Source organism: Listeria grandensis FSL F6-0971 (assembly GCF_000525835.1).
GTDB lineage: Bacteria > Bacillota > Bacilli > Lactobacillales > Listeriaceae > Listeria_A > Listeria_A grandensis.
Genome location: NZ_AODD01000002.1, coordinates 427343 through 441830 on the forward strand (window position 1 = coordinate 427343; position 14488 = coordinate 441830).

Annotated in this window: 9 protein-coding genes and 1 pseudogene; 9 read left to right on the top strand and 1 reads right to left on the bottom strand. The window is 44.3% G+C overall.

From position 1 onward, the window contains the following. Positions 1-4 precede the first annotated feature (4 nt). Positions 5-508, top strand: coding sequence for a hypothetical protein (locus PGRAN_RS02750; RefSeq protein ID WP_036064870.1), 504 nt, complete (start codon positions 5-7; stop codon positions 506-508). A gap of 110 nt (positions 509-618) precedes the next feature. On the opposite strand, the gene PGRAN_RS02755 is transcribed toward PGRAN_RS02750, so the two are convergent. Next, positions 619-1227: a lysophospholipid acyltransferase family protein gene (locus PGRAN_RS02755; RefSeq protein WP_036064871.1), complete on the bottom strand. Its 609-nt coding sequence runs from the start codon at positions 1225-1227 to the stop codon at positions 619-621. A gap of 158 nt (positions 1228-1385) precedes the next feature. On the opposite strand from PGRAN_RS02755, the gene PGRAN_RS02760 reads away from it, so the two are divergent. From PGRAN_RS02760 to PGRAN_RS02795, 8 genes and pseudogenes are all read left to right on the top strand, one after another. Beyond that, positions 1386-2513, top strand: a complete 1128-nt coding sequence (locus PGRAN_RS02760; protein WP_036064872.1) for an exonuclease SbcCD subunit D — start codon at positions 1386-1388, stop codon at positions 2511-2513. Beyond that, positions 2510-5581: an AAA family ATPase gene (locus PGRAN_RS02765; RefSeq protein ID WP_036064874.1), complete on the top strand. Its 3072-nt coding sequence runs from the start codon at positions 2510-2512 to the stop codon at positions 5579-5581. The genes PGRAN_RS02760 and PGRAN_RS02765 overlap by 4 nt, the downstream gene beginning before the upstream one ends. A 134-nt stretch (positions 5582-5715) precedes the next feature. Beyond that, the gene (locus PGRAN_RS02770) at positions 5716-6285 is read left to right on the top strand and encodes a GNAT family N-acetyltransferase (protein WP_036064876.1); all 570 of its coding nucleotides are present in this window, start codon (positions 5716-5718) and stop codon (positions 6283-6285) included. A 30-nt stretch (positions 6286-6315) separates the two neighbouring features. After that, entirely contained in the window at positions 6316-9486 is a 3171-nt protein-coding gene (locus PGRAN_RS02775; RefSeq protein WP_036065266.1) for a DEAD/DEAH box helicase, read from the top strand. Positions 9487-9504: 18 nt separating this feature from the next. After that, positions 9505-9927: a general stress protein gene (locus PGRAN_RS02780; RefSeq protein ID WP_036064878.1), complete on the top strand. Its 423-nt coding sequence runs from the start codon at positions 9505-9507 to the stop codon at positions 9925-9927. Positions 9928-9992: 65 nt separating this feature from the next. Next, a complete protein-coding gene (locus tag PGRAN_RS02785) occupies positions 9993-10571 on the top strand; it encodes a lytic transglycosylase domain-containing protein (protein WP_241433263.1) in 579 nt (192 codons plus the stop codon). 173 nt (positions 10572-10744) lie between these two features. Further along, positions 10745-13453, top strand: a pseudogene (gene acnA / locus PGRAN_RS02790) (aconitate hydratase AcnA). A 90-nt stretch (positions 13454-13543) separates the two neighbouring features. Then, positions 13544-14479: an aldo/keto reductase gene (locus PGRAN_RS02795; RefSeq protein WP_036064882.1), complete on the top strand. Its 936-nt coding sequence runs from the start codon at positions 13544-13546 to the stop codon at positions 14477-14479. The last annotated feature ends 9 nt before the right edge of the window (positions 14480-14488 follow it).

Here is a 14488-nt window from a genome sequence, read left to right on the forward strand (position 1 = left end):
TCATTTGAAAAAATGGTTAGTAGCTTTATTTTCACTCGCGCTTATTTTTAGCTTAGCGGCTTGTGGAGATAGTGCAAAAGATGAGAAAGCAACAGAGAAAAAGGACGTTAGTGCAGATGCAATGAGCTTCTACATGGATTTAGTAGCAAAAATTAATGACAACGACGCGGATTATGATGCTTATCAAGCGGCGATTGGTAGTGACACACCGCCAACAGGAGCGGAGTTAACAAAGCTTGCAACGGTAGCAAGTACTTCTGCGGATAAGGTGTCGACTGTTTTAGCAGATGTAAAAGTACCTAATCTAGGCGCATCAACAAGTGCCTTTAAAGCAGCGGTAAAAGAATTAAGTGATGCTTATGCAGATGAAGCGGCAGGTTTAAAAGCTTCTCCAATTGATACAAAATCAGCAGATGAGGCGATGCAAAAAGCTTCGGATGCACTTGGTAAAGTATTGAAAGATGTCGGTTTAGCACCGTCGAATATTATGAACGACACAGCCGCTTAATACGAAGTGATCAAGAACGTTGTACTCGGAAATTGGGTGCAACGTTTTTCTATTTATCAAAAAACCTTGATATTCCTCTTCATAACTAGAGGGAGATCAAGGCTTTTTGTTTATTTTAGTTTGGTTGCGTCTATTTCGGATTGTAATCGCTCAAATGTGCTTAATACTTCCGTTGATTTTACTTCTAGTAATTCTTTTTGATCGAGGCCTTTGTCGTTGAAATGAATCGGATCGCCGAAGCGGATGGTGATTTTTTTACGTTTGAGAAGTTCACCGAATGATTTCGGACCGTCGTATACGGCTGGTAAAATCGGGACTTTTCCTTTTAGTGCTACGGTAACGGCGCCTCGTTTTAAGTGCAGTCCCGTTGATTTTCTTGTCCCACTTGGAAAAATACCGACGACTTTACCATCTTTTAAAAGGCGGATTGGTAATTTGATCGCGCTTGGACCGGGATTTTCACGGTTGACTGGAAAGGCATTTAGATGGCGCATTAACCAGTTGAGGAATTTTGTTTTGAATAGTTCTTGTTTAGCCATGTAGTTGATTTGAAGTGGTTTGATCGCAAAGCCTAAATAGAGGATCTCCATCCACGATGTGTGTGTTGAAACAACAACGAACGGTGCTTCTGGAATTTTTTCTTTATTTTGTACTTCGAAACGTCCGCCAAGGATAGTCAGGATGACGTGGACGAAATTTCGCGCAAAAGTGTAGAACAAGTTGGTTCACTCCCATAATTCTTTTTTAGTCTTGGTTTTAGTATACTGAAAAGTTTGGAAAACGTCTAGTGCTTATGTGGTGTTCTTATTTCTCTTGAAAATATAGTATACTGAAGGTAACGGTTTTTTTACATAAAAATTTGAAATGGGGCGTTGGGATGAAATTTTTACATACGGCAGATTGGCATTTGGGTAAAATTGTGAACGGGGTTTCTATGCTTGCGGAGCAGCGCTATATTTTAGAGCAGGTGGCACAGATTGCGGAGGAAGAGCAAGTCGACGGTATCGTGATTGCTGGGGATTTGTATGATCGGTCGGTGCCGCCAGCGGATGCGGTGACGCTTTTGAATGACGTGTTGATGAGGCTGAATGTGACACTTGGAAAACCGATTTTTGCGATTAGTGGGAATCATGATAGTGCGCAACGGGTAAATTTTGGCTCGGCTTGGTATGAAAAGAGTGGCTTACATATTCAAGGCGAGCTTGGTGGAGTGTGGACACCTATCGAGTGGGAAGGAGCGCAAGTTTGGCTTGTCCCGTATCATGAGCCGGCATTGGTACGTGCCGTTTTTGAGGATAAGTCGGTGCATTCGTTTGAGGATGCGATGCAAGCGATAACCGCCAAAATTCGAACGGTTTGGAATCCAGATAAGCCGCAAATTTTGGTTGGGCATGCGTTTGTGGCGGGTGGCATTCCGAGTGATTCGGAGCGACAGTTAGCGATTGGAAATGTGGATCGGGTGTCGACGAATTGTTTTGACGGTTTTGATTATGTGGCACTGGGGCATTTACATCATCCACATGCGATTCATCATCCGAGTATTTTTTATGGGGGTTCGCCACTTAAATATTCATTTTCGGAGAGTAAAGACAAGAAGAGTGTGCGCATAGTAACGCTGAAAGGTAAGGTGTTGCAGGAGGTTCGGGAACGCTTTTTAGAGCCGTTGCATGATTTGCGGATTATCGAAGGATATTTGGAAGATTTGATAACGACCGTTGAGCCTGGAAATGAGGACTTTTTGCAAATTAATTTGTTAGATGAGGGTGCGCTGATTGATCCAATGGGGCAGTTGCGGACGTTTTATCCGAATGTGCTGCATTTAGAGCGAGTACAGGAGAAATTGGCAGAAGGATCGTTTGAGCGATTTGAAGATGTGATTAAAAAAGATGATTTAGAGCTGTTTGCGCAGTTTTTTGAGCATGTTAGCGGGAAAGAAATGTCGGAGCAGCAAGTAGAAATTATGCGCGAGACGATGGATAGTGTGAAGGGTGGCGTGGAAATATGAGACCTTTACGACTTTCGATGCAGGCTTTTGGAGCGTATGCAAGTAAGGAGACGATTGATTTTACGGAGCTCGGTGCAGAGCGGATTTTTGTGATTTCTGGGAAGACGGGTTCTGGGAAGTCGACGATTTTTGATGCGATTAGTTTTGCGATTTTTGGACGGGCAAATACGAATGATCGGGAAGGGTTTTCGCTACGTAGTCATTTTGCGAAAGCGGAGGATTTGACGGAAGTAACACTCGAATTTTTACTGCGGGATGTGAGGTATTTGGTTCGCCGTGTGCCGCAACAGGACGTTCCAAAACAACGCGGGGAAGGCTTCACAACAGTCACTGCGAAGGCGGAGCTTTATGAGTTGGACGGGGAGCAGGAAAAATTGCTTGCGACTTCAGTTCGTGATGTTGGTGCGAAGATGGAGGAGATTATTCAGCTGAATGTGGATCAGTTTCGGCAAATTTTGATGATCCCTCAAGGCGAGTTTCGCGAATTACTCGTTGCGGAAAGTAAGGAGAAGGAAGCGATTTTGCAGCGATTGGCACATACGCATTTTTATCAGTTGATTGAAAATCAGTTGTGGGATCGGCAAAAAGAACTGGAACAGCGCGTGCGGTTATTACGTGAAAAAGTAGCGGGGATTACGCTAGGCGCTTTTGATGAGGAGGCGCTTGTTGGGAAGACAACGGGGGATTTGGAAATGATGTTTTCCGAGCGGATTAAAGCAGAGCGAGAAACCGGTGCAGCGATGCAGATACAAGTCGATCTGGCGAAGCAAAAAGCAGAAATCGCGGCTAAAAATGTGACGCTAGCAGAGGGAAGGCTAGCAGAATGGGCTGAATTAGCTCAGTTACGCGCAGAAAAAGAGACGTTGACGGAGCAATTTTCGCAGTGTGATCAAGAGAAGCGCGTAGTGGATTTGGCGCGTAAGGCGGGAGCGATTATCGATCAGGATGCGTTATGTTTGCGATTGAAGCAACAACTAGATGAGGCGAAACAAGAACAGCAGCGTGCGTTGGAAGCGTTGCAGGAAAGCGAAGAAAGGCTTACGCAGGCGGTTTTGGAAATGGGGCAAATCAAAGAAGTGGAACCATCGTATGTTGCTTGGATCAAGGAAAAAGAACAGCTCCAAGCAATGGAAGTGAAGGTGACACGAGCATTAGGGCTGCAACAGGATATGGCACGTGACCGTGAGCAAAAACAAGCTTTGGAGGAGAAATTGGGTCTTTTACAAGCGCAAGAAAAGGATTGCCTGGCTAGCTCAGAATATTTGGTGGAACAAGTGCGTTTAGTGCATGAGACACGCGTGAGACATGCGGAAGTAAAGCAGGAACATGGCGAATGGAAGCAACAAGAAGCCGTGTTGTTGTCGGAGATAGATAGTTGGGAACAAAAAGCGGTATTACAAGCAGAATTGGTTCAGCTGGAGATTGATTCTAGGATTGTAGAAAAAGCATCTCGGGAAGCTGAAATGCGATCAGCTGAATTAGATGCAAAGTGGCAGAAGGAGCAGGCGGCGATGTTGGCTGCGACCTTGGTTGATGGGGAGGCATGCCCAGTATGTGGGGCGCTGGAACATCCGAAAATTGCGACGCAATCAGCAATCGTGACGAAGCAAGAGGTAGACGCGGCGCGCGAGATGAAAATCGCAAAGGCGGATGCGCTAAAAAAAATCGCGATGCAGGTAGAACAGAAACGTTGGCAAATCGAACAGATTCCCATTTCGACGGAGGAATCGTTGGCAGGACTAAAGGCGAAGCAACTCGAATATTCTAGGGGTTTGACTGAAAAAGAGCAAGAACGTCTGAAAATGGAAGCTTTTTTTGAGGAAACTAGAGATATCGAAGACCAGATAGCGCGTAATAAGCAACAGCAGACAGAGTTGGCCGTGTTAAAAGGGAAGCAACAAGAGGCGTTAGAAGTGATACGTAAAGCAGTCGACACGGCGGCAACAACGTATACCTTACTATTAGAAGATGTACCAGAGGCGTTTCAGGATACGGCACATTTCTATAAACAGCAAGAGAAACTAACGGCGCAAATTGCTGATTTTGAGGCAAGGAAAAAGAGTGTGGAGGCAGAACATAATAGCGCTAAGGAGCAACAATACAAGGCAGTTTCGACAAAAGAAGTGACAGAAAAAGCAGCGGAAAAATCCGAAATGGCTTTAGCCACACAGCGAACGATTTTTAAAGAGATTATGGTGGCAAATGGTTTTGCGGACTATCCAACGTATCGCCAAGCCATTTTAACAGCAGAAATTCTGGAGGAGAAAGAACGATGGATTAGGGATTTTGAGCAACAATACCATTTTGTATCGGAGCGTTTGAAAGCGATGGAGGCGCGACTTGTAGAGTCGAAAAAACCGGATATTCAAGGCTTACAGCAATTAGATCGTGAGGCGAAGCAGGAATATCACGAAAAAGCGGAACAGTGGATGGCGCAAAAAGAGACGATTCGCAAGATTACGGCATTATCGGAGCAGTTTTTAGCGTACCTTGGTGAAACGAGTGAGGCGGAGAAGGCGTATGCGGATGTTGGGTATCTTGCAGATATGGCGCGTGGGAAAAATGAGCGACGTCTGACATTTGAACGCTTTGTGTTAGCGACTTTCTTGGATACGATTTTGCTTCGGGCGAATGGAAGATTGAAAAAAATGACGAATGGTAGGTTTCAACTGATCCGCAAAAAGGAAAAGTCAAAGGGAAACGTGCAAAGTGGGTTGGAGCTTGAGGTTTATGATGAATATACTGGCTTGGAACGGCATGTGAAGACGTTATCTGGCGGGGAAAGCTTCAAAACATCACTCGCCTTGGCTTTGGCGCTTGCAGAAGTGGTGCAGGAAATGTCAGGCGGAATCTCGCTTGAGACGATGTTTATCGATGAGGGATTCGGTACGCTTGATCCGGAATCTCTGGAAATGGCAGTGGAATGTTTGCTAGAGACGCAGGAGTCGGGACGGCTTGTAGGAATTATCTCGCATGTTCCGGAGCTAAAAGAGCGGATTTCGACGCGCCTAGAAGTAACGGCTACAAATCATGGTAGCACGACGAAATTTTTCACGCAGGAGCAATAAGCATTTAGGATGGAGGTGCGGACTTTGTGTGAATTTGGCTTCCTAGTTTGTAACATCATCGTTTTTTCGATATAATGAAGTATTGGATAAAAAAAGGGAACATTATTCCTGATGAAATGAATGGAGGAATTGTGATGATACGACAAGCGAAGGCGGAAGATGCGGAACATGTCGCACCACTTATTTATATAATTTTAGAGGATATGGAATTGCCGTTTTTGAATGGTGTTAGTAAGGAAATGATGTTAGAAATGATTGAGGCGAGCTTTTTACGGCCGGATTACCGGTTTAGTAAGGAGAATGTGATGGTGAAGGAAATAGATGGAAATGTTGCAGGGATTCTTGTAAGTTACCATGGGGATCATGCGGAACATCTGGACGACGATTGGGAAGGCATTCAAGATATGTTTGGGATCGTTAATAAAATCCCGCTCTTTACGGAGCAGGAGACGTGGATGGGTGAATATTATTTGGACTCACTCGTTGTAGATTCTGCTTATCGGGGACAAGGTATTGGACAAGAATTATTGCATGCTTTTAAAGAATTGGCGGTTGCTAAAAATTGCGAAATTATTGCGCTCAACGTGGAAAAGGCAAATGAAGGAGCGTTGAATCTCTATAAAAAATTAGGTTTCGAGTCGGAGTACGATTTGGTTTTATCTGGTCATGATTATTATCATATGACCCAAAATGTCAGGAGTTGAGCGAATTTGTTAACAGATCCAAAAAACACAATGATTCCTGTTTCAATTAAGAAAAAAGGGCGCGAGTTACTAGAAGATGGTGCCATTACTGTTTTTGAGGAGGCCACTTCTTATGCCAACATGTTTCGCTCTGTGGTGGTGGATGATCGGGTTTCTTATGAAGTAAAGCATGTGGCGAATGGGAATTATCAATGCGACTGTATTTATTATCAAGAAAACAGCATCTGCTCGCATATTTATGCGATTGAGCTCGAACATGAGGCGCGCCAAACAAAAATCGAAAAAGCGAACTTCAAGCAACGAATTTTGGCGCAGGAAGCAACGACGCTACTCTCCTTGTTTCAGGAAAATATGGATCGGCAGTTTGATACGTTTGATACGACGGCTAAGACGCCGCTTCGGGTCGAATATATTTTGCGAATGCAGGAAAATCGCGATAAAAACACGTTGACGCTTGATTTGAAAGTGGGGCAAGATCGGACGTATGTGGTAAAAAACATTGGCGATTTTTTGCAGGCGATCAAGCAACATACGAGCTATTTTTTCACGAAGAATTTCAGTTTCGATCCGTTTGAGCATTATTTCGGCGAGCGTGATCTGGTGATTTTTGCTGAGTTGGCAAAGATTAACGAGATTGCCAAAATGTATGATACGGACAGTTTTTATTGGAATAAATCGTATGCAGAAGAGAAAGTATTAATTATTCCGCCAAGTTTAGCGGAGTCGATTTTAGCTGATTTGATGGGGCAAAATACGATTTGTATTCATGAGGATATTAAATATAGCGGCTTGGCTTTTAAAAAGGGTACCTTGCCATTTTCTTTTGTGTTCCGCAAAAATGAGGATGGTGACATGTATCAGCTCGTGATGGAGGAATTGCAGCAGGCGAGTTATTTGGAGAGTTATCAGTTGTTGTTTTTGAACGGGGTATTTTATCGGCCGAGTGATGCGATTTGGGATCAATTGACGCCGCTTATCCACTTTCATAGTGTGACGGAAAATGAGGTTGTCCAGTTCGAGGAGTCGCAACTCAGTGAAGTGATGTCCTATGTGTTGCCATCGCTACAAAAAAGTGGACACGTCCAAATTGATCCATCGATTGAAGACCGGGTTATTCAGCAACCGCTTGTGTCAAAGATGTGGATCTCGCAAAAAGACAGCGAACATGTATTAAAACTGGAATATCATTATGGAACGCAGGTTTTTGATCCTTTTGCACTCACAGAAAGTGTGGATCCAGATGGGCGAATTATGATTCGTGATATGGAAACAGAGGCTAAAATTATGCGTAAAATCGAGGCTGCACCAGTTCATTTTTCGGAGACGCAAATGGTTGTGAATTCGGATGAAGCGAGTCTTTACGAGTTTTATTATCGGGTCGTGCCAAGCTTGTCAGCGGATGTCGCGATTTATTTGGAAGATGGCTTAGAAGAGATGGTGGAGGAGCACGTGAAGCCAACGACAACAATCGATGTGTCGCAGGACAATGATTATTTATCGGTTGCTTTTGATTTCCAAGGAATTGAAGAGGATGAGATTCAAGAAGTACTGCAGTCGTTGCGGGAAAAACGGAAGTACCATCGTTTGAATAATGGCCGTTTCTTGTCGCTTGAAGACGAGAGTTATCAGCAAATGGAAGCGATTTTTGATATTTTAGACGTCCGTAAAAAAGAAGTGGACAAGCAAATGGCAGTGCCGCTTTATCGTGGCATGCAGATTTATGAGGCGATGGGAAGTGCGCAAAATGAGCACAACAAGTTTAGTCGAACATTCCGCGATTTGCTACAGGAAATTGTGAATCAAGAAGACGTTTCATATCCGTTACCAGAGAACTTGAACGCGGAACTTCGTGAGTATCAGGTGACTGGTTTTGAATGGATGAAATCGCTTGGGAAGTATCATTTAGGTGGCGTGTTGGCCGATGATATGGGACTCGGTAAAACCTTGCAGGCGATCACGTATATTACGTCATGTTTGGAAGGAAATGTCGATATGAAGCCGGTCTTAATTGTGACGCCGGCATCGCTTTTATATAACTGGGCAAGCGAGTTTGAGAAGTTCGCGCCAGATATTCCAGTGACGGTGATTCATGGCACATCGCAAATGCGCTTGGAGCTTATTCAACAAATCGAACCGAATAGCGTATACTTGATTTCGTATCCGTCGCTCCGTCAAGATGAGCAAGAGTTTTTGACGACGCGTTTCCAAACGATTATTTTGGACGAGGCACAGGCGATTAAAAACTACCACACGAAAGCATCGCAAGCAGTTCGCTCGCTGAAAACAACGAATATTTTCGCGCTCAGTGGGACGCCTCTTGAAAATAGTATCGATGAGTTGTGGACGATGTTCCAGACGATTATGCCGGGCTTTTTCCCATCGTTGCGCAAATTCAAAGAACTGCCACATGATCGAGTGGCGCAAATGATTCGACCGTTCTTAATGCGCCGTCTCAAACGCGACGTTGTAAAAGAGTTGCCGGATAAAATCGAAACGAATCTTTATTCTGAGTTAACCGAGCCACAAAAAACGATTTATTTGGCTTATCTAGAAAAAATTCAGCAAGAGCTTGCGTCAAATGATAGTAATGATCAGGAAGATCGCATCAAATTGTTGGCTGGTCTAACAAGATTGCGCCAAATTTGTTGTGATCCTGCCCTTTTTGTTGAGAATTATGAGGGTGGTTCTGGTAAACTAGTACAATTGTTTGATACAATACAGACAGCACGAGAAAGTGGCAAGCGGATCTTGATTTTCTCGCAGTTTACGTCCATGTTGCAGATTATGAGAGCGCAAGCGGAAGAAGCAGGCTATCGCTATTTTTATATGGATGGTAGCACGCCTTCGAAAAGTCGAATGGACCTTGTAAATGCGTTTAATGCTGGGGATGCTGATCTATTCTTTATTTCCCTAAAAGCTGGCGGAACTGGTTTGAATTTGACTGGTGCAGATACCGTTATTTTATATGATTTATGGTGGAATCCAGCGGTGGAAGAGCAAGCGGCGAGTCGTGCGCACAGAATTGGCCAGAAGAACGTGGTGCAGGTTATTCGGATGATAACAAAAGGCACGATTGAAGAGAAAATCTATAATTTACAGAAGAAAAAACAGGCGTTGATGGATGCATTAATCCAGCCTGGCGAGCAAATGTTGCATCGTTTAACAACAGATGAGATAAAAGAAATATTGACATTGAATTAGAGAAGGGACGCGACTGTTATGGAAAATTGGGAAGTGTTTGTGGTCGGAAATGATGATGAAGCGGTAGCAAAAATTACAGAATTAGAAGTTCGTGGTTATAAAAAGGAGAACATTTCGATTCTCGCTAAATCGGATCAAGAGGACGAAATAGATGAAATCATTGAATCAACGAATGTGGAGCGAGAACGGCCGGTAAACGAAAAGGCTTTTGGTGTTATTTCTGGGATTTTACAATCGCTCAGTGGCGCCATCATGATCCCGCAAGTATACAATCCAAAGTATGGTGCGCTTTACGCGGCAGGTCCTTTTGCCAAATGGTTTTCAAATACGAGTGATAAATCGGTGAAACGCTTGCTTGCTGATTTTGATTTAGATGATGCGCAAATTGATTCGTTTGTTCGCGCGCTACACAGCGGTGAAATCTTGATTTTGGCAAGATAATGGTAGCGAAGAAAAAGCCCACAAAGGCGCAACTACGCAAAAACAAGCAAAGACGCAGCCTATTTTTGGCGATTTTATCCTTGTTCGTATTAGGTTTGGCGCTCGTCGTTTTGATGCAGTTTCGGGCGGGCGAAAAACCTAAACCATACACGCAGGATATTCCGGAGCAGTTTGTCCAGGTTTATCAGGCGGCGGCAAAAGAATATGGGATTGACTGGTTTTTACTAGCCGCGGTACATCGCGTGGAGACCAAATTCTCGACGGTCGAGCCAATGATTTCAGGTGTTGGTGCGATTGGCCCGATGCAATTTATGCCTTGTACGTTTGTTGGATGGGGCGCAGAAGGTTGCCCAGCGACGGGTGGCGTTGGTTATTTTTCTGATGATGACATGGTAGATCCGGCCGTGATTAAGGCGTACGGTGGTTACGGAGTGGATGCAAACCGTGATGGAAAGGCTGATCCGTGGAATTTAGAAGATGCAGTGTACTCTACGGCCAATTTTTTAGCAGACAACGGAGCCAAAGAAGGTAAAGAGAAACAGGCGATTTTTAAATATAATCATAGTGATATTTACGTGAAGGATATTTTATTCTATCGCGATCAGTTCAAGAAGGCCTGGAGCAAGGATCTAGCAGGGAAATAAGAAAGAGTCGGGCAGCTTCGTTCGGCTTTTTTTGGTGTGGCACTGGCAATAATTTTTACTTATCAAAAAGCATCGAATTATCTTAGTTTACTTATCACGCTTTTTTTCGTACAATAGAGGAGTAGAAGAGGGTAGCAAGAGCGAATGGTAAACACAAGTGGGAGGAAAAAATAATGACAAAATGGAATGAGCAAGCAAAGCAGTCGTTTCAAATTGGCGACGACACGTATCATTATTATCAATTAAAAACACTCGAGGCGGATGGTCAAACATCCATTAAAAAAACTGCCTTACTCGATCCGCGTATTATTAGAATCAGTATTGCGTCAAGCGGACGGACGCATCATCACAGATAAGCATATTGAGGATTTGGCACACTGGAATGCGAACAGTAAGAACGACGGGGAAGTTCCATTCAAACCAGCACGTGTTATTCTGCAAGATTTCACTGGAGTCCCTGCGGTTGTAGACTTGGCATCACTGCGTAAAGCGATGGCAGATCTGGGCGGTAACCCGGAAGATATCAACCCAGAGATTCCGGTAGATCTCGTTGTCGATCACTCGGTACAAGTGGATAGTTATGCGAATCCAGAAGCGCTTGAAATCAACATGAAATTAGAGTTTGAGCGCAACATGGAGCGGTATCAATTTTTAAATTGGGCGCAGAAATCGTTTGATAACTATCGTGCGGTGCCACCTGCAACAGGCATTGTGCATCAAGTAAACTTGGAGTACTTGGCGAGTGTCGTGATTGCCAATCAAGTAGCGGAGAATGAGTACACGGCGTTCCCAGATAGTTTGGTCGGTACGGACTCACATACGACGATGATCAACGGAATTGGCGTACTGGGCTGGGGTGTTGGTGGAATTGAGGCGGAGGCTGGAATGCTTGGCCAACCATCTTATTTTCCAATCCCAGAAGTCATCGGTGTCAAGCTGATCAACGCGTTACCAAATGGCGCAACAGCAACCGATTTAGCTTTAAAAGTAACACAAGTATTGCGCGAAAAGAAAGTAGTCGGCAAATTCGTCGAGTTCTTTGGTCATGGTGTGGCGTCATTGCCGCTTGCTGACCGTGCAACGATTGCGAATATGGCGCCAGAATACGGTGCAACGTGTGGCTTTTTCCCTGTGGATGAGGAGTCGCTCACCTATTTACGTTTGACCGGTCGTGAAGAGAAGCAAATTGCGCTTGTGAAGGAATATTTACAACAAAATGAGCTGTTTTTCACACCTGAAAATGAAGAGCCGAACTATACGTCGGTGGTGGAACTTGATTTAAGTACGATCGAACCGAATCTCGCAGGTCCAAAACGTCCGCAAGACTTGATTCCATTGTCTAAAATGAAGGAAAGCTTCCAAGCATCCATTAGTGCGCCAAATGGCAACCAAGGTTTCGGGTTATCGAAAAAAGATCTGCACAAGGAAGCAAAAATAACGTTCGGAAACGGCGACCAATCAACGATGAAAACAGGTTCCGTGGCAATTGCGGCTATCACAAGTTGTACGAATACATCAAATCCATATGTGATGCTAAGCGCCGGACTTGTAGCGAAAAAGGCTGTGGAACTAGGCCTAGAAGTACCAAAATTTGTGAAGACATCGCTTGCACCAGGCTCGAAGGTGGTTACGGGTTATTTAGAAGATGCTGGTCTATTTCCGTTTCTTGAGAAGTTGGGCTTTGACCTTGTTGGTTACGGCTGTACAACGTGTATCGGTAACTCTGGCCCATTGAAAGACGAAATTGAACAGGTAATTGTGGATAATGATCTCCTTGTTTCTGCTGTGCTCAGTGGAAACCGTAATTTTGAAGGACGGATTCATGCTTTGGTGAAAGCCAACTTCCTAGCTTCGCCACCACTTGTCGTAGCGTACGCGCTTGCTGGGACAACAAATATCGATATGTTAACAGAACCAATTGGGAAAGGTCTACACGGTGAGGATGTCTTCTTAAGTGATATTTGGCCGGCACAAGAAGAAGTGAAGGCACTCGTGGAAGCAACCGTAACGCCTGAACTATTCCGCGAAGAATACAAGCATGTCTTCAGTCAAAATGAAGAGTGGAACGCGATTGCGACTTCGGAACAAGCACTTTACGACTGGGATGCTGACTCGACGTATATTGCAAATCCGCCGTTTTTCGAGAATTTATCGCCAGAGGCTGGCACAGTGGAACCGCTAAATGGTCTTCGTGTGATCGGGAAATTTGGCGATTCGGTTACGACCGACCATATTTCTCCAGCAGGGGCAATCGGAAAAGATACGCCAGCTGGGAAGTATCTTCAAGCGCATGGTGTAGCGATTCGTGATTTCAACTCGTATGGCTCGCGTCGTGGGCATCATGATGTGATGATGCGTGGCACATTTGCCAATATCCGAATTCGTAATCAAGTAGCACCAGGAACGGAGGGCGGTTATACGACTTACTGGCCAACCGAAGAAATCATGCCGATGTATGATGCGTCTATGAAATATCAAGAAGCCGGCACAGGGCTTGTTGTGTTAACCGGAGATGATTACGGTATGGGATCTTCTCGTGACTGGGCTGCGAAAGGTACAAATCTACTCGGTATTAAAACCGTTATCGCCAAAAGTTACGAACGGATTCACCGCTCAAACCTTGCGATGATGGGCGTATTACCATTACAATTCAAAGCTGGTGAAAGCGCTGATTCATTAGGCTTACTGGTCGCGAAACGATTAGTGTAGCCATTGATGAAACGGTTTCCCCACAAGATTTCGTGACGGTAACAGCAATTGCCGAAGATGGTACAAAGAAAACATTTGAAGCCCTTGTTCGCTTTGATTCTGACGTGGAGATTGATTACTACCGTCACGGCGGTATTTTACCAATGGTTTTACGCGGAAAATTAAAGAAATAAAGAAAATGAAAAAACATCGAAACAGAACGTGCGTTCGATGTTTTTTTATGCTATCATATGCTATAGCGATAATTTAAGGAGGTTTTTCAGATGGGGAAACAAGTAGAGATCGGTAAGACTGGGCTTCTGGTAACGCCGATTGGTTTTGGAGCAAATACAATCGGCGCACATAATCTATTTCAAAATATTGATGAAGAGGTGAGCCGTGAGACAGTTCGTGTAGCTTTAGCAGAAGGCGTCGATTTTTTTGATAGTGCTTTCATGTATGGATTGGGTCGTTCAGAAGCGCTTATTGGTGAGGTTTTGGCAGAGACTGGGCGCCGACAAGAGGTCATTTTGGCAACGAAAGCCGCACACATTGTGACAGATGCCGGTGTGACATTAGATAATTCTCCGGGTTTTTTGAAGAAGTCTGTAGATAGCGCATTGGATCGTTTGCAAACGGATTACATTGATTTATTCTACATTCATTTTCCAGATGGCGTAACTCCTCCTGATGAAGCAGTTGGAGCCTTGCAGGAACTTAAAGAGGCCGGTAAAATTCGTGCGATTGGTGTATCTAATTTTAGTATGGAAGCACTGAAAATAGCGAATAAAGATGGTTATGTCGATGTAGTCCAAGATAAGTATTCTTTAATTTATCCGGAACTCGAGGCAGATATGATTCCTTATTGTACTGAGAACGGTATCTCTTTCATACCATATACACCGCTTGCAAGTGGCCTACTAACAGGGAAATTCACAGCACAGAATCCGCCGCAAGATTTCCGGAAAGATCGCCCGCATTTCCAAGGACAAGCGTATCTAGATACCATTGCAAAAGTGGATAGTCTTCAAGGTTTAGCAGATCAATACGGCGTCTCTATTGCGAATATCGTCTTGGCGGCAACACTTGGCATTCCTGGTGTAGATGTCGTGATTCCAGGAGCGAAGAGCCCCGAACAAGTGCGTGCAAATATGAAGACATTGAATGCTACATTAACGAAAGCGGAGATAACCGATGTTCGAGCTTTATTTAAAGCCTGAAGAAAGAAG

Coding starts and splice junctions, on each gene's coding strand:
- PGRAN_RS02760 (WP_036064872.1), top strand. CDS start 1,386: ATGAAATTTTTACATACGGCAGATTGGCATTTGGGTAAAATTGTGAAC.
- PGRAN_RS02765 (WP_036064874.1), top strand. CDS start 2,510: ATGAGACCTTTACGACTTTCGATGCAGGCTTTTGGAGCGTATGCAAGT.
- PGRAN_RS02770 (WP_036064876.1), top strand. CDS start 5,716: ATGATACGACAAGCGAAGGCGGAAGATGCGGAACATGTCGCACCACTT.
- PGRAN_RS02775 (WP_036065266.1), top strand. CDS start 6,316: ATGATTCCTGTTTCAATTAAGAAAAAAGGGCGCGAGTTACTAGAAGAT.
- PGRAN_RS02780 (WP_036064878.1), top strand. CDS start 9,505: ATGGAAAATTGGGAAGTGTTTGTGGTCGGAAATGATGATGAAGCGGTA.
- PGRAN_RS02795 (WP_036064882.1), top strand. CDS start 13,544: ATGGGGAAACAAGTAGAGATCGGTAAGACTGGGCTTCTGGTAACGCCG.